This is a genomic window from Vibrio sp. 10N.286.45.E10 (assembly GCF_002874195.2).
Taxonomy (GTDB): Bacteria; Pseudomonadota; Gammaproteobacteria; order Enterobacterales; family Vibrionaceae; genus Vibrio; species Vibrio crassostreae.
In genome coordinates this window covers 1085734-1108077 of the sequence record NZ_MCWD02000001.1, presented here as the reverse complement: position 1 = coordinate 1108077, position 22344 = coordinate 1085734, and the positions used below count along the sequence as shown (strand labels likewise).

General features: G+C 43.9%; 15 protein-coding genes. 5 read left to right on the top strand and 10 right to left on the bottom strand.

The window, feature by feature from the left end; translation table 11 throughout:
- Positions 1-10 precede the first annotated feature (10 nt).
- A complete protein-coding gene (locus BCU34_RS04855) occupies positions 11-1147 on the bottom strand; it encodes an ISAs1 family transposase (protein WP_108145270.1) in 1137 nt (378 codons plus the stop codon).
- A 384-nt stretch (positions 1148-1531) separates the two neighbouring features.
- On the opposite strand from BCU34_RS04855, the gene BCU34_RS04850 reads away from it, so the two are divergent.
- The 3 genes from BCU34_RS04850 to BCU34_RS04840 are packed head-to-tail and all read left to right on the top strand — an operon-like array spanning position 1532 to position 4753.
- Entirely contained in the window at positions 1532-2491 is a 960-nt protein-coding gene (locus BCU34_RS04850; RefSeq protein WP_108145183.1) for a retron St85 family RNA-directed DNA polymerase, read from the top strand.
- Positions 2481-4100 (top strand): AAA family ATPase, encoded by a 1620-nt coding sequence (locus BCU34_RS04845; RefSeq protein WP_108145182.1) that lies wholly within the window; start codon positions 2481-2483, stop codon positions 4098-4100. Before BCU34_RS04850 ends, BCU34_RS04845 begins: the two co-directional genes overlap by 11 nt.
- Positions 4101-4105: 5 nt before the next feature.
- Positions 4106-4753 (top strand): retron system putative HNH endonuclease, encoded by a 648-nt coding sequence (locus BCU34_RS04840; RefSeq protein WP_102503410.1) that lies wholly within the window; start codon positions 4106-4108, stop codon positions 4751-4753.
- An 80-nt stretch (positions 4754-4833) separates the two neighbouring features.
- On the opposite strand, the gene pheT is transcribed toward BCU34_RS04840, so the two are convergent.
- The 7 genes from pheT to BCU34_RS04805 all read right to left on the bottom strand — a co-directional run bounded on the left by pheT (position 4834) and on the right by BCU34_RS04805 (position 15305).
- Entirely contained in the window at positions 4834-7257 is a 2424-nt protein-coding gene (gene pheT / locus BCU34_RS04835; protein ID WP_102479430.1) for a phenylalanine--tRNA ligase subunit beta, read from the bottom strand.
- An 18-nt stretch (positions 7258-7275) separates the two neighbouring features.
- Positions 7276-8259: a phenylalanine--tRNA ligase subunit alpha gene (pheS, locus tag BCU34_RS04830; RefSeq protein WP_004734764.1), complete on the bottom strand. Its 984-nt coding sequence runs from the start codon at positions 8257-8259 to the stop codon at positions 7276-7278.
- A 218-nt stretch (positions 8260-8477) separates the two neighbouring features.
- Positions 8478-9587 carry a GGDEF domain-containing protein gene (locus tag BCU34_RS04825; protein ID WP_102479429.1) on the bottom strand — a complete coding sequence of 370 codons (1110 nt, stop codon included), beginning with the start codon at positions 9585-9587 and terminating at the stop codon, positions 8478-8480.
- A 203-nt stretch (positions 9588-9790) separates the two neighbouring features.
- Complete coding sequence (locus BCU34_RS04820) at positions 9791-11023, bottom strand: hypothetical protein (protein WP_102479426.1); 1233 nt, start codon at positions 11021-11023, stop codon at positions 9791-9793.
- Positions 11024-11032: 9 nt separating this feature from the next.
- Entirely contained in the window at positions 11033-11824 is a 792-nt protein-coding gene (locus BCU34_RS04815) for an outer membrane lipoprotein-sorting protein (RefSeq protein WP_102479425.1), read from the bottom strand.
- A 44-nt stretch (positions 11825-11868) separates the two neighbouring features.
- A complete protein-coding gene (locus tag BCU34_RS04810) occupies positions 11869-14349 on the bottom strand; it encodes an efflux RND transporter permease subunit (protein WP_240698039.1) in 2481 nt (826 codons plus the stop codon).
- Positions 14350-14519: 170 nt separating this feature from the next.
- Positions 14520-15305 carry a TetR/AcrR family transcriptional regulator gene (locus tag BCU34_RS04805; RefSeq protein ID WP_102479421.1) on the bottom strand — a complete coding sequence of 262 codons (786 nt, stop codon included), beginning with the start codon at positions 15303-15305 and terminating at the stop codon, positions 14520-14522.
- 529 nt (positions 15306-15834) lie between these two features.
- On the opposite strand from BCU34_RS04805, the gene BCU34_RS04800 reads away from it, so the two are divergent.
- Both BCU34_RS04800 and BCU34_RS04795 read left to right on the top strand, forming a co-directional pair.
- Positions 15835-16662 (top strand): hypothetical protein, encoded by an 828-nt coding sequence (locus BCU34_RS04800; protein ID WP_108145181.1) that lies wholly within the window; start codon positions 15835-15837, stop codon positions 16660-16662.
- On the top strand, positions 16583-17365 hold the full coding sequence (locus tag BCU34_RS04795) for a hypothetical protein (RefSeq protein WP_102478626.1): 783 nt from the start codon (positions 16583-16585) through the stop codon (positions 17363-17365). Before BCU34_RS04800 ends, BCU34_RS04795 begins: the two co-directional genes overlap by 80 nt.
- 153 nt (positions 17366-17518) lie before the next feature.
- Here BCU34_RS04795 and BCU34_RS04790 read toward each other — a convergent pair whose 3' ends face one another.
- Both BCU34_RS04790 and hrpA read right to left on the bottom strand, forming a co-directional pair.
- Positions 17519-18013, bottom strand: coding sequence for an outer membrane beta-barrel protein (locus BCU34_RS04790; RefSeq protein ID WP_017107497.1), 495 nt, complete (start codon positions 18011-18013; stop codon positions 17519-17521).
- A 143-nt stretch (positions 18014-18156) separates the two neighbouring features.
- Positions 18157-22200: an ATP-dependent RNA helicase HrpA gene (gene hrpA / locus BCU34_RS04785; protein WP_102432456.1), complete on the bottom strand. Its 4044-nt coding sequence runs from the start codon at positions 22198-22200 to the stop codon at positions 18157-18159.
- Positions 22201-22344 lie beyond the last annotated feature (144 nt).

Genomic DNA, 22344 nt, shown 5'->3' with positions numbered 1-22344 from the left:
TATCCTAAGGCTAGCGCATTTTAACCGCAGACTCTAAAAGCACTGAGCGGTATTCATCATTCAGTGCTGCATTCTTTTTCTTTCGAGCCATACTCATCTTTTGGGTTGTATCAAACTTAAACAAGTTGAGGGCTATTTTCCTTAACGCATTAAAAGCCAACGCACCATTTCCTTTTCTAATTCGGCATTCATCTTCTCTGAAGGTCATGTCTAACATCCAGTGCATACTCTCTACTTGCCAATGACCACGGACAGCTTTAAGTGCTTGTTCTGCATCTAATTCCAGTGAACTGATATACCAACGAGTCTCTTTGCTAACCTTGCATGTTATGGAGTGCTCGACCTCAGAAGTGATTTTAATAATGCTTCTAAGTCCCTCCCACTGATATTGTTTAGTCAGCCATTCTTTATCAACCACAAGGTGCTCACAGTGTCGCGTCTCGATTCGACCATGTCCTGCGTCTACATCCGTGTGTTGAGCATAGTTCTTCTCGGTGAATTGCTCTCGACACGCCTTATGCCACCAAGCTTCTAGCTCTGCCTGCATCGTTGAGTGATTCCCTTTTAGGGCCAAGACATAGTCCGCTTTGCTTTGAACTATTTGTTTGGCAATCTTGCGCTGACAACCCATCGCATCGAGTGTGATGATGCAGTTCTCTATATCAAGTAAGGTTAACAATTTAGGAATAGCGGTTATTTCATTGCTTTTATCGTCAACGGCGGCCTGACCTAAAACAAGTTGGTTGGAGCAACTCCACGCACTCACCGAATGAAGCGGATTTTTTCTTCCGCGAGTATCGAAAGAGTGGCGTGCTGTTTTGCCATCTACGGCAATGATATCAGTGCCTGTCGTTTGAACTAGCGTCTTCATCCACGACTGAAACGCTTGCTCAATCTCATCTGCTCTGAGTTTGGTGATAACTCTTGCAATTGTATCGTGACGAGGGATGCCATTGAGGAATGGACGGTATTTACGAAGCCAATCTAAACGATTATGGCCGAAATCTTCGATGTCCTCCCAGCCCTCCGCGCCAGAAATCACCGCACTAATAGCAAGTAAAAGAATATCTAAGAGTTGGTGTTTTTTACATCGTTCAATGCGAGGGTCAACGATGTTTTCGAAATGCTCTAGAAACGAATCAGACATGGAAAAGACTCTAAATGGATAATAGTTACCAGATCTGATCCCTTAAATTAGGAAAAGTTCAAATTTATAATGATCTTGCCTTACATACCCACCTGTTGTATCAGCATCATCACCATCTTTAGGTTGATGGGGGTTAAAAGCTGACGTAGAATAAAACTATCCTTTAGTGTTTAGACATTCAGTCTAGTCGGGCGATAAGCCAGACTCTAATTTATTGGGGAGTTCTGCGATTGCGGTGTAAATTTTATCCGCGTTCGCTCAACGAGTTCCTCGTTTCTCGGTCGCGGATAAAATCTACACCGCTGCCTTAAGTAAAGGATTTAAAGCACGATTAGTGTAAAACTAATCGTGCTTTATGCTTTAAATTCGTTATAGGAATTTAGTTTGACTATACGGTTATATAGAGCCTTTGAAGAAGATTTTGGTATCACTAGAGCCAGATTAACTACTTTTGCCAAGACTGCCCCAAAAAAATATAAAGTCTATACGATACCTAAGCGAAGTTCAGGTTATCGTGTAATCGCACACCCATCAAAATCACTCAAAGAAAAGCAAAAATTTTTAGTTGCATTTTTGTCTGATTTTTTTGTTTCTCATTCGAACTCATTTGCATACAAAAAAGGTGTAGGCATTAAAGATAATGCGCGTATGCATCTTGGCACTAAATATTTATTAAAAATGGACTTTAGTGATTTTTTTAATAGTATAACTGTTGATTTATTAGCTTTAGCTTGTGATGAAAATGGGATTAAAGTGTCATCTGCAGAGTTAAAGCTATTAGAAAGTCTATTATTTTGGAATAAGACTAAGACTATCCGAGGAAGCCAAAACTTAGTTCTGAGTGTTGGAGCTCCAACGTCACCGCTAGTCTCTAATTTTGTGATGTATAAATTTGACACTCTGATGTCAGACTACTGTAGTCAAAATGAAATAAATTATAGTCGATATGCCGATGACATTACTTTCTCGACAAATAAGAAAAATCATTTATTTCAAGTAACAAGAGTTGTAAAAGATATTCTTAGTGTCCATTATTCAAATAAAATTACAGTTAATAACATTAAAACTGTATTTTCTTCAAAAGCACATAATCGACATGTGACTGGAATAACAATTACAAATAATAATAAATTATCTGTTGGTAGGGAAAGAAAAAGACTGATCTCGACACTAATTCATAAGTACACCATTGGAAGTATAGATATAGATGATACCGTATATTTACAAGGTTTACTTTCATTTGCTATACATGTTGAACCCGATTTTAGGGTAAAAATGAGCAACAAGTATGGGTTTGAAGTAATTAATACAATATTGAAATTAAGGGTTGAAAATGACAAGTAGTAAGAAAAAATCAGAATTGCAAAGAGACATACGAAGTGCAAAATCTGGGGACTTTGATTCAGCTCTTAAACTCATTAATTACTATTCTGATGGTAAGTTTATTGAAGCTAATGAAAAAGAATACCAACGGTATGAGAAAATTGCATTTAACTTATTTATCGACCAAAATATCAGAATAAACGAAGTTACTCTTGATAACTTCAGAGCCTTTGGTGACTTTAAGTTAAATCTACCAAATGAAAACCTGACCGTTATTATTGGTAATAATGGCGCTGGTAAAACGACAATTTTAGACTCCATTGCTATGAGTATGAGCTGGTTGCATAATCGAATTACTAAAAATGGTGGCAATGGAGATCTAATCGATAATCTTGATGTTAAATTAGGTGTTAATGCAGCATATTCATCAATTGTCTCTAAGTTTAAGTTAAATAAATCTGTGTCATTTGATATGGAACTAGCAATACCAGTTAAAGGTTCTGGGGCTAAAAAAAATAACATCATTGCAGATGTAACAAAAATAGGTAGTTTCTATAAAAAATCTAATGAAATTTATAATAAGTTTAACTTTCCTCTTTTGGCTTATTACACCGTAGACCGTTCGAATGCAGTATCTCGCAAAGATGTGGGTGCATATGATGAAACATCAGATATATCTGAATTAGATAAATTTGAGGGTTATCATAATTCATTAAACGGCAAGGCTGATTTTCAATCATTTTTCCGTTGGTATAAAAGATTAGATGATATTTCTAGTCGTAGAAAAAATAAAAAATCAGAATTAAATAAAGACGCTGATTTTAAAGCAAAATTGGAATTGATAGCAGAACACGATGAGACTGCTAGGGCGCTTCTGGAAAGTTTGATTAACAAAGAAAAAGCAGACAAAGCAGACAACAATGATACTGATGAAGCGATCCTACTTGATGTGGAAAGAATTAAGAAATTAATTAATGAAGTAATTGGTTACTTTATGGAAGGTTACGGTAACCTCGAAATACAAGTGGAACCATATTTAGGTATTACAGTTGAAAAAAATTCTGAAAAGTTGAACGTTCTTCAGTTATCTCAAGGTGAAAAGTCATTGCTAGCTTTAGTTGTGGATATAGCAAGAAGATTAATAATATTAAATCCTTCATTAGATAACCCTCTTGACGGAAGTGGTATTATTTTGATTGACGAATACGATATGCATATTCACCCGGCATGGCAGAGAACTTTAATTTCAGGTTTACCGAAAGCATTTAAGAACTGTCAGTTTATCATTACTACTCATTCCCCTCAGATGCTTGGGGAGGTTAAACCTGCTCAAGTAATTATTTTAGAAAGCGATGATGATAATAACATCTCTTATAGTAATCCTACTCAATCTTATGGTTTAACAAGTAATCAAATTTTAAAGTACATAATGACGCCAATTGGAGATGAAACCAATATAACAAGAAATAAGGATGTTGAAGAAAAAATCAATTATATAAATAAATTAATTGATGATGAAAAGTTTGATGATGCAAGTGATGAAATTGAAGCTCTTGAAAAAGAAGTGAACGGAACACTTCCAGAGTTAGTATCGGCTAAAATTGATATTGATCTTAATGGTTGGGACTAGGTAAGATGTACTTTATTAAAAAAGATAGAGAGCCTGATTCTCTGGCTGAGCACCGTTCAGGTGATGATGCTAGTTATGCTAACTTACCATCTAAAGCTAAAGAAGATATAAAAAATCAGTTGTTAGATGAACAAGGCAATACTTGTGCATATTGTATGCAGAGAATTAAGTTTGATTCTATGAAGGTTGAACACTGGTATCCCCAATCGGCAGATGATAACAAAACATCGACATTAAATTATAAAAACCTACTCGGATGTTGTGAAGGAAATACAAAACCAGGTAATAAAGAAGATGTTCATACTTGTGATACCAAAAAAGCCAACAAGATAATAAAATTTTCTCCTTCTAATCCGTCACACAAGATTAATGATAAAATCATTTATTCAAGATCAGGAAAAATATCTTCAACCGATTTAGATTTTAATGAGCATATTAATAAAAATTTAAACCTAAATTTAAGTACAATGGTAGATAATAGAAGTGCTGCATTAGATAACATTAAAAAACAGCTAGCCAGTTTATCTGGAGATAGAAGATCTAAAGCTAAAATAGAGCTTCTTCTTGCCAAGATATCGAGTAAAAATAGAAGAAATAGTTATATCCCCTTTTATGGTGCCGCTATTGATTATTTAACAAAGAAATTAAGATAAAAAATCCAGATATATTAAGAACTCGAAAACAAAAAGGCCTCGCAATGCGAGGCCTTTGGTTTTCTATCTATCAGAGGAGATTAGTCGCGAAGTGCTGCGCCGAATTTCTCTGAAATTGAAGCTACGATAGCATCTACTGAACCAGCGATGTCTGCATCTTCAAGTGTGCGCTCTACAGACTGTAGGCTAAGTGCGATTGCTAGGCTCTTCTTACCTTCTTCAACGCCTTGACCAACGTATACGTCGAACAGTTTAGCGCCTGTTAGGAATTCGCCACCAGCAGCGATACACGCTTCAACGATGTCGCCAGAAGCGACTGCTTCGTCAACAACTACTGCGATATCACGACGGTTTGCAGGGAACTTAGATACAGCTACTGCTTCTGGAAGCACGCGAGTGTTGATAGCTGCCCATTCGATTTCGAATACGATAGTGCGGCCGTTAAGACCAAACTTACGCTCTAGTTCTGGGTGAACAGTACCAATGATACCCACTTCTTTGCCGTTAGCCATAATCGTAGCCGATTGACCTGGGTGAAGTGCTGGGTTGCGCTCTTTTGCTTCTGAAGAAAGAGATTTGAAGCTGTATGCGATTTCGTTCGCAGAAAGCTCAAGAACTGCTTCTAGGTCACCTTTAAGATCGAAGAAATCTACAGTGTTCGTTGCCATGTCCCAATGCTCTTCGCCACGAGTACCAGAGATAACGCCCGCAAGCATCATTTCTTGGCGCATGCCGTTTTCAGCTGTTGCTTCAGGGATGAAACGTAGGCCTGATTCGAATAGACGAACGCGAGACTGTTGACGCTTCTGGTTGTGAACAACTGTGTTTAGAAGACCTTGGATTAGGCCAAGACGCATTGCTGACATGTCCGCAGAGATTGGGAATGGCAGGATTAGCGGCTCAACACCAGGTACAACAAGCTTTTGTTGTTCTGGTTCTACGAAGCTGTATGTGATTGCTTCGTGGTAACCACGGTCTACAAGAAGGTCACGAACGCGCTTAAGCGGTTGGTTAGCTTCTTTGTGGTCATTCATTTTAAGTGCCGCTTTAGGCGCTTGGTTTGGAATGTTATCGTAACCGTAGATACGACCAACTTCTTCAATTAGGTCTTGCTCGATTGCGATATCAAAACGCCAAGATGGAGACGTTGCCGTCCAACCAGCATCAGTGTTTTCTGTATCTTCAACAACAGCTACTTCACAACCTAGGCGAGTAAGAATTTCCACTACGTCTGTAGATGGGATTTCGTGACCTAGTAGGCTGTCTAGCTTAGCGCGACGTAGAGCAACTACGTTTGCTTTAGGAAGATCAGCTTCAGATTCGCTGCCGTTTACTGGCGCAACTTCACCACCACAGATTTCAACTAGAAGCTGTGTTGCACGCTCCATTGCTGCTGCTTGAAGTGTTGAATCAACACCACGTTCGAAACGTAGAGAAGAATCAGTGTGAAGGCCGTAAGCACGTGCGCGACCACGGATGTGATCCGGTGCGAAGAATGCAGCTTCAAGAAGTACGTCTGTTGTTTCAGTAGTCACACCTGAATCTTGACCGCCAAAGATACCAGCAATTGCTAGTGCTTTGTTGTGGTCAGCGATAACAAGTGTGTTGCTGTTTAGTTCAGCTTCGTTGCCATCTAGAAGTGTTAGCTTTTCGCCCTGCTCTGCTAGACGAACCACGATACCGCCTTCGATCTTAGCAAGATCAAATGCGTGCATTGGTTGGCCTTGCTCTAGCATCACGTAGTTTGTGATGTCTACAACTGGGTCGATTGAACGGATACCACAACGGCGCAGTTTTTCTTGCATCCAGATTGGAGATTCCGCTTTCACGTTTACGTTCTTAACCACACGGCCAAGGTAACGTGGACAAGCATCAGTAGCTTTGATTTCAACAGATACTGTGTCTTCAATGCTTGTTGCAACAGCTTCAACTGTTGGCTCTGTAACGTCTGCGCGGTTTAGTACGCCAACTTCACGAGCAAGGCCACGGATGCTGAAGCAGTCTGCGCGGTTTGCTGTTAGGTCTACGTCGATAGTTACGTCGTTAAGCTCAAGAAGCTCACGTACGTCCATACCTAGCGTTGTGCCTTCTGGCAGCTCAAGGATGCCGTCAGACTCTACGTCGATACCTAGCTCAGAGAAAGAACAAAGCATGCCGTGCGATGGAACGCCACGTAGTTTTGCTTTCTTGATTTTGAAGTCACCAGGAAGTACTGCGCCAACTGTTGCTACTGCTACAGTTAGGCCAAGACGACAGTTAGATGCACCACAAACGATATCTAGCAGCTCTTCTTCGCCGATATCAATTTTTGTAACTTGTAGTTTGTCTGCGTCTGGGTGCTGACCGCACTCAACCACTTTACCTACTTTAACGCCGGTGAATTCACCAGCAACAGGTTCTACATCGTCAACTTCCAAACCAGCCATAGTGATTTGGTGAGCTAGCTCTTCGCTGTTAATTGCAGGTTTAACCCACTCGCGTAGCCAAGATTCACTGAATTTCATAGTTTTGACTGCCCCGGATTACTTGAATTGTTTAAGGAAACGAAGGTCGTTCTCGAAGAACGCACGAAGGTCATTTACGCCGTAACGAAGCATCGTTAGACGCTCTACACCCATACCGAATGCAAAACCAGAGTATTTCTCAGGGTCGATGCCAACAGAGCGAAGTACGTTAGGGTGAACCATGCCACAACCTAGAACTTCTAGCCATTTGCCATCTTTACGTTTCACGTCAACTTCAGCTGAAGGCTCTGTGAACGGGAAGAATGAAGGACGGAAACGCACTTCAACTTCTTCTTCAAAGAAGTTACAAAGGAAATCGTTAAGAATGCCTTTAAGTTGTGCGAAGTTTACGTTCTCATCAACTAACATACCTTCCACTTGGTGGAACATTGGCGTGTGAGTTTGATCGTAGTCGTTACGGTAAACACGACCCGGAGCAATGAAGCGGAAAGGCGGTTTGCCGTTTTCCATCGTACGGATTTGAACACCAGAAGTGTGCGTACGTAGCATTAGATCAGGGTTGAAGAAGAAAGTATCATGATCAGTACGAGCTGGGTGATCGTCTGCGATGTTTAGTGCATCAAAGTTGTGGAATGCATCTTCGATCTCAGGGCCAGACTCAGTGCTAAAGCCAAGCTCACCAAAGAACTGTTCGATACGCTCAACTGTGCGAGTTACTGGGTGAAGACCACCGTTCTCAATGCGACGACCTGGTAGGCTCACATCGATAGTTTCTTCAGCTAGTTTCGCTTCAAGCTCTGCACGTTGTAGTGCGTCTTTGCGAGCTGCGATCGCCTGTTGAACAGCACCTTTCGCTTTGTTGATCTCTTGACCAGCAGTGCGACGCTCTTCAGGTGGAAGTTTACCTAGGCTTTGTAGTTGAAGAGTTAGTTCACCCTTCTTACCTAAATACTGAACTCGCACTTCATCAAGTGCGACTAACGAATCTGCTGTATCAATAGCAGTCGTTGCATTAGCAATGATCTCTTCTAGATGTTGCATCATTTCCTCATCTACCAGTTGGTAGTGTCCGTATCGGATGATTAGTTTTTTTAGATAGCTACACATAGTAATCAAACACGCAACCAATGCCAAATTGAATCGCTAAAAGAGCAAGTTATTGACTAAAAACACGGCAAATTTAACAGGATATTAATGAGGAGTAGGAAGAAGTGGAACAATTACAGGTTCCACTCCTTAATTTGGAAATGACCTGAACGCTAAATCTGAATCGAACAAACGCTGTTCTTCCCCGCGTTTTTCGCTAAATAGACGGACTCATCGGCGGCTTTAATCAAATCGTTCATTGAGCCGAATTCTTCGGTTATTTCAGCGACACCAACACTAATGCTGCCAATCCAAACTTGATTACTGGTTTCAACCTCTAATTCAGACACTTTCTGTCGAGCGGTTTCCGCTATGTACATCCCACCTTTAAGGTCGGTGTCTGGGCAGATAACCAAGAACTCATCGCCACCTAACCGGCAAACAATATCATCATTACGGAACGTGTTTTTCAGTTCACGCGAGAGGTTTTTTAGCACCAAGTCGCCTGCATCATGACCGCTAGTGTCATTAATGCGCTTGAAGTGGTCGGCATCAATCATAATGCACACTAAAGGCATGCCAAGTTCTTTAGAGTCTTGCCAATGCAGCGCTAACTGTTTAAAAGCACTACGACGGTTATGCAAATTAGTGAGAGAGTCGGTTAATGACAGCTCTTCAAGTCTCTTGTTCGCTCTTTTTAATTCAGCCGTGCGTTCCTCAACTTTATCTTCGAGTAACTGGTTGAAGCGTAACAACTGCTTATTGCGTTCAGAGACTTGTTCAAATAAGCCTTTAAGAGCCGCCAACAAAGGCACAGTCGAAGAGTCTCGCTGCTTTTCTTCTGCCTCAAAGGCTTCTAGGGGTGTTGCGCCCTCTTCTATTGCGGCCATTTGTCGCGCCATGTTTTGATCAATGCCAAGGATGTGATAAGCAAGCCAATGGATCAAGAAATCCAGTAACTGCCGTGCTGACGACTGATCTTCTTCCAAGATGAAGGCTTGCATACTGTAGATATCTCGCATGAATACACGATGCACTTTGATGTGCTCTTCAATGTGTAACTCATACACACCGCAATCCCTCATCAAAGATTCTTCCTCTTTAAAGTGAAATTCGGCATAGCGTGTGAGATCGAGTAAAGCGACGTTAATGTCGTCAATAGAGATAGTATTCTCTGACAACAGGTTTCCGTAGTGGTTGATAAAACCAACAAGATATTGATGCTGTTCATCTACAACACCAATGCCTGTTTCAAAGTTTTTATCCCAATTAAATGAATTCATAAATCCCTTAAGGCCGATACCACCAGCACGATTTACATGCATATTCGGAGGTTATAGATATTCGAAAAAATATAACCATCTTACCTGTGGGTCTATTAGATTGTTTGATCCATTTTATAAAAAGAAGATATTGAACACTCTAAATATAACTCATCTTAAATTTGAGACGCCCCTTTTAACAAGAGCGCCTCACGAAGCTAACACTAGAAATAATATTCCAACGCCATCTCAACAAAATCATCCTTACGAGCGAAGAACAACAAGTCTTCTGGAGTTTCGTTCTCAAACAACCAAGCGTTGAGTCGCCACTTGAGGTTGTTATTGATGCGGCTTGAGGCTTCGAGCTTTGCACTGTAGACATCGCTGTTATCTAAGTCTTGAGTGATGCCTGTAAGCACTTCGGTGCCGTCTTCATCGTTCAAGGCGAAACGGGCACCAAGGAACACATCGTTTTGACCGATGGTTTGAGCGTTGTTACCTCGGCTGTCATACAGGTATTCAGCAATGAAGCCGATGTCCCAATACGATTCAAGCGCCCCAACCCATGTGTATTCAAAGCCTGTCGCGACGCCTGTGTGGTTGTCGTAGCTATCGCGATAAATGCTTTCCAGCTTCCACAACCAATCGCCAATAATGCCTTGCACATCCAATCCGAAGTGCTGCATTTGCGCGTAATACGGCTTGAGTTCATTACCTTCAACACGGTAATAAGGGTCGCGGTTTGTTCCGCCTAAATAGCTTAAGCCGACATCCCAATCGCCGTACATTTGGCTATAGCGCAGCGCCACATCAACGTGCTTTTCTTCTCGTGAGGATTCGTAAAGCGCATCATCCGATACTGGCACCGTTGGTCTTAAGCGTCCATCTTCGCCCGCAAAGGTACGCTCACGAAAATACGGCAGTAACATGGCGTCAATGGTGCCCCACTCTTTTATCGAGGTGAAGTGCACCATTGGCTGACCTAGCTTGGATTCACCATCGACCGATTCAATGGCATCGGTTTGGTTTACCACATCTACTAAATGCGCCGATTCGGTCACGCCCCAGAACACTTTGCCAACACCCGCTCGCAGTTCGTAATCATCCCAATAGGTTAGATACAGAGCTTCACGAATGTCGCCATGGGTTCGCTCATCGTCTTCGCTGTCTAGGCGATAAAAGGGCGTGAAGGTAAAGCTGCCGTTGCCCTCTTGTTGCTCCCAGTAGAACTCTGGCTGCAACACCAGTGAGCTTTGCCCTTTGTCTTGCCCCTGTAAGCCATCACTAAAGAACTGCCTGTGTTCAAGGTTAACCTGCCCTGCGAGCTCCGGGGTAACCTGTTCTACGAATTCAGAGCTAAAGCCTGCCGCCACACAAGGCAACGACACCTGCATAAGCCCGACGGTCGCTGCCAAAGTTAAGGATAACTGGGTTCCTGTTGCCACAATCCTTTTCATATTCCTGCCTTATTTTGCACGTTTTAGTGTGTTCTTTTGGAAATCCTTGTCTTTAAGACCGGTCTGGAAGGCTAAATCTGTCGTAGTTAATACCGTACTTTTGCCTGTTTGGTGGTTTTGCATCGACATGGTGTGTGCGCGCCAGTATTGGTTTAGGTATTGTTTGTAGTCTTGGAACGACAATGTTTTCAGCAATGCACCTTTACGATCGTAAAATTCCACTTGAACGGGGCGATAGTATTGTTGGTCTAGCCATACTTTTTGCATGGTGTAGCCAGAGTTTTTGTCGGTCGGTACTTGTTCTAAAACAAAGGTATCGACACCTTCGATTTTGGCGTCTTCAATGTAGTTAAAGGTGTACTTTTCTAGCTCAAACGAGCTCAAGTCTTCGTAAGCAAATTCACTGCCCATAAACGGGCCCGATTTATTGCGTGAAGAGATACGCTTCACGCGTTTCAATGCAGGCAGATACAGCCACTGGTCATCGGATTTGGTGATGTGTGAATGGTTTAGGAAAGCCGTACCTTTTACATCACGTGGCTCATCAAAAATGGTTAAGCCTTTGTCGCCATCGTCATCGACTTCCAAAGATTTCAATCGCATTAGGCGTGTGCTGCTTTCGCCCTGTTTATTGCGAAGTAGCATTTCCATGGTCGCGACAGAATCGCCCCACCCCATATCAACGGCTTTGCGTTGCTCAGCAATCTCTAGGCCTTTCGCAGGGTCGGCTAATGCAGGGAAAGCTAATACCGCGCCCATACTGAATAATGTAGTAACGAATGATTGTTTAACGCTTTTCATAAATATCTCCTTGAGTCAGCCCACCGCAGCAGGCTGACATTTCCTTATTTGGTCGATGTAGTCAGTTCGGCTGTCGAGTTAGGCTGTGCTGTTTTAGATGGCTCTGTTTTAGACGGTTGCGATTCGTGCTGAGGTTTATCTGCATAGTGGGTCTGTTTGTCGAAGATCATCAGTAAGCTCGGTAGCAAGATGAAGTCGACCACCAGCGCAATGAAAATCACAATCGCGCTGAGCAAGCCCATGTCGGAGTTGAGTCTGAAGCTCGACATCGCCAGTACAGAGAAGCCAGCCACCAGTACAACCGTGGTGATCCACAAGGCGCGTCCAACGGTGTGGAAGGCATATCGAACCGCTTCTTCTGCTGATTTCCCTTCGATTCTGGCGCGTTGGTATTTACTTAAGAAGTGCACCGCATCATCAACAACGATACCCAACGTGAGCGTCACCACGACTGACAAACCAAGGTTGATTTCACCTGAGATAAGCGCCCATAAACCAAAGCCAATGATCGCAGGCGCAATGTTTGGCACTAGGCTGATCATGCCTAAGCGAACTGAGCGCAACGCAAAGATCATCAAGCCTGAGATAAGCACTAAGGTGATAGGTAGAGTCGATAGCATGCTTGCCATGTTGGTTTCGCCAATGTGAGCAAACATCAGTGATGGGCTCGATGCGACTACTTCATACTGAGGCGCATTTGCCGCAAACCATGAGTAAATGCGCTCTTCGAGTTCCACTAGCTCAACGCTGCCAAGGTTGTCGACCGTGAGTACCATCTTGATCGATGACTTATCGACGTTGATTTGGTTGTTCAAGTCCAAGCCATAAGGCAGAGACATCTCGTACAGCAGTAGGTACTGCGCGGCAAGTTCACGGTTAAGCGGTAGCTTGTAGTAGCTTTCGTCGTCACCGTGCATGTTCTTGTTCAAGCGCATGTAAACATCAGAAAGCGTTGCCACGTGATCGGTTTCTGGTTGTACGCGTAGCCAATCGGTAAAGTCACCAATCGCTTGCAAAAACACAGGATCGGCAATCGCTTGAGATTCATTGGTTTTCACTGCGATGCTAAGGGTCGTCATGCCGCTTACGGTCTGTTCCATGAAGTCCGCTGCTTGTCTGAATTCACTTGAGGTATCGAAATACTTCACCGATTCGTCATTAACTTTGTTGAGTGGGATTAACGCGGCGGCACCCACAATCACAAGAGTTGAAATCGGCAGCAGTGCTTTACGGTTGGTTACGACAAAATCGCCCAGCTTATCCATGAAGGTGACTTTGTTTGCCGCCTCAGGGTTAGCAGGTAGGCGTTTCACAGGCAGCAGTTTTAGCAGAGCAGGCAGCATAGTCACAGAGAGGAAGCACGCGATAAGTACGCCTAGTGCCGATAAGTTACCGAAATCACGCAGCACTGGTGAATCCGACATGTTCATCATCAAGAAACCAATCGCAGTAGTGACTGAGGTGATCAGAATTGGCATAGCATTGAGCTTAATGCTGTATTGAATGGCTTGTGCTTTCTCCATCCCGCGTTGCATCGCTTGTCTCATGGTCACAATGACGTGAACACAATCGGCAACCGCCAAAGTTAACACTAAGGTTGGAACGTTAACCGTGGCGGTACTGAGGAACATCCCTGCCCAGCCAGACAAACCCATGGTGGCGACAATCGAAGAGATGATCACAATAAGCGTCGCAACTACACTAAAGAACGAGCGCAGCATAATGGTCAGGAACACCAGTACCACTAGCAGCATTAACGGTACGAGCGTTGAGCTGTCTTGTTGAGCCGAAGTCATAAACGCGTTGTTCATGGCGATGATGCCCGCTTTATGGAATTCCACATTCGGATACTGAGCTTGGTACTTGCCGATCATGGCATTAATCGCCGCAATCACCTCTTGCACTTCTGCTGTTTTATCTATTTCTGGCAGTTGCACTGTGACGTTAACAATGGTCACATCGCCCGACGCCGACACCAAAGCATTCTTGAGCAATGGTTCGTTGAGGGCGATCTGTTTTACTTTGGCGATGCGCTCTGGTGTGTGTTCGTACTCTTCATACAGCAAGTCTTCTACCAAGAGGTCATCTTCAATGGCTTCGGTGTGCTGATAATTTGCAAGAGAATCCACACGGCTTGAGTACGGGATCTGCCACGCGTCAACCGTGAGGTTTTGAATTAATGTGAGGGTTTCAGGAGTGAAGACATTGCCATCTTCAGGGGCGACAACAATCGCAAGGTTGTCGGTTTTTGCAAAGGTGGTTTGGATTTCATCGAACGCCATCAACTGTTTGTTGGTGCCTTCGAAGAATATGTTGTAGTCCCCTCTAAAATAGAGGTTCTTAGCCCCTAATGCAGAGAGAATGATGATTGAAAACACCACCAGCAGAACGATAAACGAACGTTTGGTAGGTATTGAGTGCCAACTGTTATTTAGATCTGCGTTTACGCTATCGGCATTAGGGTTATCTCGATTTTGCTGATCGAAAGCGGGCTTCTGGCTGTCATGTTTCATCACAGTCTCCATTTGTGACGATTCGTCATATTTGTGTCATAAAAAGCCAGCCGAAGCTGACAAAAGACACAATTCTTAGTCAAACACTCAAGAAAACAGCAACCACAGTCGGTTAATCTCAAGTTGTGACGAATCGTCAAAAATGGTTATTAATAAACCCACAAGTGTGGGCTTAATGGAAGCTATCGACCTACAGATTCTAAGTAAGCGATCTCTTCACTGAACAGTTCTTGTTCTACACGACGCCAAGTTTTACGGTAGTCCCAATCGGTAGAAAGGGGCTGCCAATTGAGGCCGTCTAGTAGCATGTTCGCGTTGTGTAATACTGAATACGGGTCTTGTAACCGCTTAATACAGTGACTGTTTGATGCGTTCTGTGACAAGGCATTTGAACCAAATGCGATTGACCAGTTAGCAAACACGATGGCATCAGAACCCACACCAGAAGAGAACTTAAGGTCACCTTCTTCTACGGCTTGATTAACCATAGTGTCGGCTTGTTCAATCACCAGCTCTTCCAGTTCATTCATCTCGGCTACGCGTGCACTAGACGCTTTCTCCAGTACCCACGGGCTTTTTGCCATGATCGCACAGGTTGATAATACCGGTTCCATGCGCGCATAGATTCGGTAAGCAACGTGCAGTGCGACTATCTTTTCGCGTGTGTTGCCTTCAAACTCTCCAGAACGAGAAAACATCAATGCCTCGGTCTTTAAAGAGTGAATACACAAGGCTAAAACCACGTCTTCTTTGCTGCAAAAGTGATTGTATATCGTACCTTTAGAATAAGAACTTGCTGCCGTTAGCCTGTCCATCGTGAGGTTCCCGAACCCTTGTTCTCGAACCAGATCTTTTGCTAACAACATCAACTCTACTTCTCGGTCTGCAATAGACTGCTGCTTTTTAGACAACACGCCTTTGCAACCAAAGATACCTTGTTTATCGCCTTTACAACCAAAGCCAAACATAATTTCTCAGTCCGTATATGAGCTTAGCCATTACCTAAGCTTCGCCAGTATTTAAAACGCTCCTATCCAATATATTAACACGAATAGTAAATTCATGTAGTTAACCATTTTGTGACTCTTCGTCATTTCTGACTTATCGTCATAATAGCGCAAATATTGATCATATCAAGGTGTTTTATAAATCAAATTCAGAATTTGAATGGATAGGTGGATTGGGAGTCGATAAGACAATCATCAATAGTCGACCTTAAGAGAAGACCCGTATTTTGACCTACAGATTGCGAAAGTGAATTGGTCATTCTTAACCTAACAAAGAATGTCGTCACTTTAAGCTGCTATGCGCATTCATGCCCAATGATTCCTAGCGCTAACCACAAGAATGAATGACTGTAGGCTTACTTTTTAGGGCAGACGTCTCCTTATGGTCAATATTTGGCTTACTAATGCCGTTTTCTGTTAAGTTGCTATAAATTCGGTAAGGGGTGACTTACAATAGTGACAACGACTTACCTTTTTTGAGAACACGATATTGAGCGCCAAATATTCTTATTTAGCTTGGCAAGTGAATACTTCTAGCCCAGCAGAAAAGCTAGTTTTATTGATGCTTGCAGACGGTGCTGACGAATTCGGCTACACCAATGTGTGCCTACAGACAGCAGGTCAACTTTGTGCTCTCTCTACGTTTGGTTTAGCCGACTGTCTTAAGTGTTTAGTCGACCAAGGTTTTCTCGATAAGGTGAAAGTAGATTATCGAGATCAAAAAGAGATTCACGTTTTCAAAATGCTCATTGAGCAAGAGCAAGCTGCAGCACACGTTGAGGCTCAACCGGCCAATAGTATTCCGGTCTACTCTACTGCACCTGCACCTGCACCTGCACCTGCACCTGCACCTGCACCTGCACCTGCACCTGCACCTGCACCTGCACCTGCACCTAAGTTTCAGCCTGCTCCGGCGCCAATGCAACACATGCAACATGCCCCTCGCCCACAAGGCAGAGGCTCAATGAACAGCAACACCGTCTCTACTCATGATCTCAACGAAGAAGAGATACCATCATGGGCGGAACGTGCGTTTAAATTCTCCGGTTTGACCGGTGACCATAGTTTAGTATGGAAAAAATTTGTCCTCTGGTATAAAGCCAAAGCCAATGAATTAATGCCATTATCTCGGATTGAATCCAAGCTGCAGTACTGGCTAGTTAACGAGAAGCAAAATGAAAGACAACAACAGCAGAAGACCTCTCAATATTCAGGAAATGCAGGACAAGCTCAAGGAAATGGGTATCGACAAAAGCTTAGCCCATCTGAACGCTTCAGGCAGCAGCTCATTCAAAAAGGCAAAAAGCCAACCTTCTGAGCCAGCTTCACCTGTTGTTCCGGAAGTGCTGCCTAAAGATCCCGCAGTACCTGACGTTATTGAAGCACAGAGTACGGAAGTAGCGACACCTAATGCTGCTAGCACTGGTGCGTCTCAACAAGTGCCAGTTGTTGATCAGGATGCCGCAGAATTAGAACTAACCGATTGGTGTATCCATGTGTTCGGCTCTTTCTTGAGCGTATACGAAACACAGTGGGAATATCAGTACGGTAGCGAGCCAAGTGGCAAGTTCATTGAGTTTGCTAACTCTGTTGATTCAGACGGCCTAAACCGAGTGCTAATGCACTGTCATGAGCGCATTCAGCTTGGCAACAGTTGGCCGCCGCAAATGGGTGAGCTTTGGATCCTGAAAGATTCTTTGACGGAAGAAGAGTTGTTGGATAGCCGTATCCGTGTGTTGTCGCGCACAGCGGTGAACAAGATTGAGAAATGGCTGATTCAAAACAAGCTGTATGACTTGAAGCGCACTGCGGAAAACAAGCTTGATGGCCTGTTTAAGAAGTACTACTTGGAAGCAAAACGTTTAGATGAGAAAGGCATGCTAGAAACGGAGTTACCGCAATTCCTGCTTGCCGCTAATTCAGTGAAGAACCTGAACGATTTAAAACGTGAAGAGTACGAAAGCCAACACGGCAAAGCGATTAACCCTAGAATTCAGCGTATTTTGAACAGTAAAAAGTAACCGTCGGCCCGCTATCTGTTGTAAGAAAACAGAGTAGCGATTACACGGTTAACAGATACAAAAATGCCAGCTATCAAGCTGGCATTTTTTATGAATTCTTACGAACCCTTTAACCACTACCCGACCGTTATTAACGATCGTTTTACCGATTAATTAAAGTAGGTGGATAGTTGCGTTTAGAGAGAAAACGCCTGCGTCGTCATCTTTCATTTTGAAGTTTTGGTAGCTAGCGCCTACAGATAGTGGACCGAAGATGAAGTATTCAGCGCCTACAGCGTACATGATATCAACGTCGTCTTGCTTGAAGTTATCGCCTTTCACTTCGTAAGAATGAAGACCACCCTTCGCGTATACGTGAAGAGGACCGAAGTCGATGCTTGGTTTGATCGCTAAGTAAGCAGTGCTTACGTCAACACCTTGTTTAGCACGGTTGCCGTAGCTAACGTTGTCGAAAGAACCTAGATCCCAGTAACCCGCTTCAACACCGATTAGTGGAAGGATACCTGTACCTACGTGGATGCCCACCGCATTTTCATCTTCACCAGCGAATGAGTTTTGACCACCCATTACACCGCCGTACAACCAAGAATCAGCCATTGCTGTTGAAGATGCACCTAGTAGTGCTAGTGCCAATAACGTTTTTTTCATATTCGACCTTTTTCGTCCTAGTGGCAGGCCTTGAGTGGTAATAAATTGCCACCAAGTCGCCCTGTATGTAATAACTATTCAATTAGTAATGCAATAAGCAAGATTTATACCCAAACCTTGCTATTGCGTCTAGCTTTATTCCTTTAGCAAGCATCAATCGCGTTTTTAACACGCTTATCTGATACTGGGTAAGGCGTACCGAGCTGCTGTGCGAAGAAGCTTACACGAAGCTCTTCTATCATCCAACGCACCTCTTTTACATTTTCTGGAACCGCGATCCCTTTTGGAATTTTATTCAGCAGTTCTTTGTAATCATTCATTACTGACTCAACTTTGATCATATGAAGACGATCTTTATTCGGGTCAATTGGCAGTTTTTCCATGCGGCGTTCAATCGCTCTCATATAGCGTAGAATATCCGGCAGGCGTTTCCACCCACATTCTGTGGCAAAACCCTTAAAAATCAAACCTTCTACTTGAGCTTTTATGTCAGAAAGTGCGAATGCCATAGAAAGATCGACACGGCCTTTTAGCTTCTTACTGATGCTGAATGCCGTGGTTAAGATGGTTTCAACTTGTTGAGCAATCTCAACTACCGTATCACCCAACTCTGCACGTACGTGCTCTTTCAGTGCTTCAAACTGCTCTGGTTCCCAAACCAAACCGCCCTTCTCTTCAATCAGCTTATCAATACCACAAGCGATACAGTCATCGATTAAATCAAGTACCTGTCCGTATGGGTTGAAGTACAAGCCAAGTTTCGATTTGTTCGGCAAGTTAGAGTGCAAGTATTTGATCGGCGATGGCACGTTCAATAAGATCAAACGACGTTGACCCGATTTCATTGCCGAGATCTGCTCTTGCTCAGTTTCGAACAGTTTGATCTCTACGCTGTCTTTGGTATCCACCAGCGCAGGGAAGGCTTTAACATCGTAGCCGCCACGCTTCTGTTGGTAGACTTTTGGTAACTCACCAAAGCTCCACGTGTGCAGATTCTGCTGCTCGATATCGTCATCCGCAACTTTAGAAAGCGTTTCTTGAACCTTGTCTTTCAGGCTCTCTTTCAGTTCATGCAAATCTTTCTGTTCTTTCAGCTTACGCTTACGATGATCTACGGCACGGAATGTTACCTTTAAGTGTTCCGGAATCTGGTCTAACTTCCAGTCGTCACGGACCACTTCAACACCTGTCATACGGCGCAGCTCTTTCTCAAGAGAGTCTAACAGCGGGGCTTCTAACGGTGTAACACGAGCCAAGAACGCATCGGCGTAGTTTGGCGCAGGCACAAAGTTACGGCGTAGCGTTTTAGGTAATGACTTGATTAGGCTAATCACCAATTCCTGACGTAGTCCTGGGATCTGCCAATCGAATCCGTTCTGGTCGATCTGGTTCAAGATAGGCAGCGGAATGTGTACCGTTACACCATCGTTATCGTCGCCCGGCTCAAATTGGTAACTCAGCTTGAGCTTGATACCGTTTTGGTGCCAGAAGTTCGGGTAATCCAAGTCAGTAACGTGGCTAGCATCACCTCGGAACAGCATCGACTTTTCAAAGTTCAGCAGCTCAGGGGTTTTCTGGCTGGTCTTCTTCCACCATGTATCGAAGTGACGGCCTGAAACTGCCTCTTCGCCAACACGCTGGTCATAGAAATCGAACAGTTCATCATCGTCTATCAAGATGTCACGACGACGCGATTTATGCTCTAGCTCTTCCACTTCTTGCAGTAGCTTGCGGTTTTGCTTGAAGAAGGTGTGTTTGGTTTCCCACTCACCTTCTACTAATGCACTACGTACAAACAACTCACGGCTGACTGTTGCATCAATTGCACCGTAGTTCACAAGGCGTTTAGGAACAATCGGGATTCCGTAAAGCATCACTTTTTCGTGTGCCATGACTGCCGCTTGTTTCTTCGACCAGTGCGGTTCGCTATAGCTACGTTTAATCAGGTGTTTCGCTAGTGGCTCAATCCATTCTGGTTGAATCTTGGCGATAACACGGCCCCAAAGCTTTGAGGTTTCCACCAGCTCAGCAGACATGATCCACTTGGGCTGTTTCTTAAATAGGCCAGACGCAGGGAAGATATGGAAGCGTGCGTTACGTGCACCTTGATACTCATTCTTCTCTTGGTCTTTCATACCGATGTGCGAAAGCAGGCCTGATAGTAGCGAGATATGAATGCCATCATAGCTGCCCGGCTCTGTATTCAACTTAGTATCCAGTTCACGCATCGCTTGGTGAATTTGGAAGTACACATCTTGCCATTCACGAATACGTAAATAGTTGAGGTAATCCTGCTTACACTGTTTGCGGAACTGGTTACTCGACAGCGCTTTTTGCTGCTGCTTGATGTAATCCCATAGGTTCACAAACGTAATGAAATCAGACTCTTTATCGAAGAAACGTTTGTGCTTGTCATCAGACGATTGTTGCTTGTCTGACGGGCGCTCACGCGGATCTTGAATCGACAACGCAGACGCAATCACCATCACTTCGTGTAGGCATCGGTTACGTGGCGCTTCAATCACCATACGCGCTAAACGTGGATCGATAGGCAGTTTTGCTAGCTTACGGCCAATCGCGGTGAGCTTCTTCTTGTCATCGCCTTGGTTCTTGTTTTTGTTGGCTGACGGTTCAACAGTCGCGATCGCACCAAGCTCTTCAAGCAGCCTTACACCATCTTGAATGTTGCGCTTATCGGGCGCTTCAACAAATGGGAACGCTTGAATGTCGCCGAGGCCTAGCGCTGTCATCTGAAGGATAACCGATGCTAGGTTAGTACGAAGGATCTCTGGGTCAGTAAACTCTGGGCGTGATTCGAAATCTTCCTCCGAATACAAGCGAATACAGATACCTTCCGCAACACGACCACAACGACCTTTACGCTGATTTGCACTCGCTTGAGACACGGGCTCAATCGGCAGACGCTGTACTTTGGTGCGGTAGCTGTAACGGCTAATACGCGCCGTACCCGGGTCGATAACATACTTGATGCCCGGAACGGTTAATGAGGTTTCTGCCACGTTGGTTGCCAGAACAATGCGTCGTCCCGTGTGAGACTGGAAGATTCGGTTCTGCTCTCCCGCCGACAGACGAGCGTATAGCGGAACAATCTCAGTATCACGTAGGTTACGTTTACTTAATGCATCTGCGGTATCACGAATCTCTCGCTCACCGTTCATGAAGATCAAGATATCGCCAAGCCCTTCATCACACAGTTCATCAACCGCTTCAAAGATGCCTTCAATTTGGTCGCGATCTGAATCACTTTCATCACCACCTAACGGGCGGTAACGCGTGTCTACTGGGTAAGTACGGCCAGACACTTCAATGATTGGCGCATTATTGAAGTGCTTAGAGAAACGCTCTGGATCGATGGTTGCCGACGTGATGATCACTTTCAGATCAGGACGCTTTGGTAGCAACTCTTTCAGGTAACCCATGATGAAATCGATGTTCAGGCTACGTTCGTGCGCTTCATCGATGATGATGGTGTCGTACTGGTTTAAAAAACGGTCGTGTTGAATCTCCGCCAGTAGAATACCGTCGGTCATCAATTTGATCTGTGTGTTGTCAGAAATCTGGTCGTTGAATCGAACCTTATAACCAACAAACTCACCTAGCTGCGTTTCCATCTCTTCAGCAATACGGTTCGCAACCGAACGCGCAGCAAGACGACGAGGCTGAGTGTGACCAATTAGGCCAAAGCGACCACGGCCAAGCTCAGAGCAGATTTTTGGTAGCTGAGTGGTTTTACCCGAACCCGTTTCACCCGCCACGATAACCACTTGGTTTTCAGCAATGGCTTTCGCGATGTCGTCGCGTTTTTGGCTAACAGGGAGAATTTCTGGGTATTCAATCGTTGGTTTTTGCGCAGCACGCTGAGTTGCCGTCATCATTGACTTAGCAATGTCTAACGCAATCTCATCAAAGACAGCGTGCTTAGCTTGTTCGTTCTTAATTTTACTCGCACCAGCAATTCGCTTACTCAAACGGAAGCGATCGCGCATCATGCACTCATTTAAGGCCTTACGAAGAGAGGCTGGGCTATTTTGAGATGCGCTAGCTTTAGGTGCTTGTTGTTTGTTGTTTTGCTTTTTTTGATTAGCTTGATCAGCAGCAGAATCCGATGTCGCATTGGTATTCGCTACATGGTTATTTTTATCTGCTTTTTCCGGAGACGAAGTCACAGCGTGTCCTATTCTTTCTCTTATATAAACTCGCGCGATTGTAGCATAAAGGAAAGGAACGAGTTAACACAAAGCAAGGAATATTAGCTGCCTAAGCGCTTGCTGAAACAGGGGCAATGCAAACTAACGTGTTCAATTGTTACA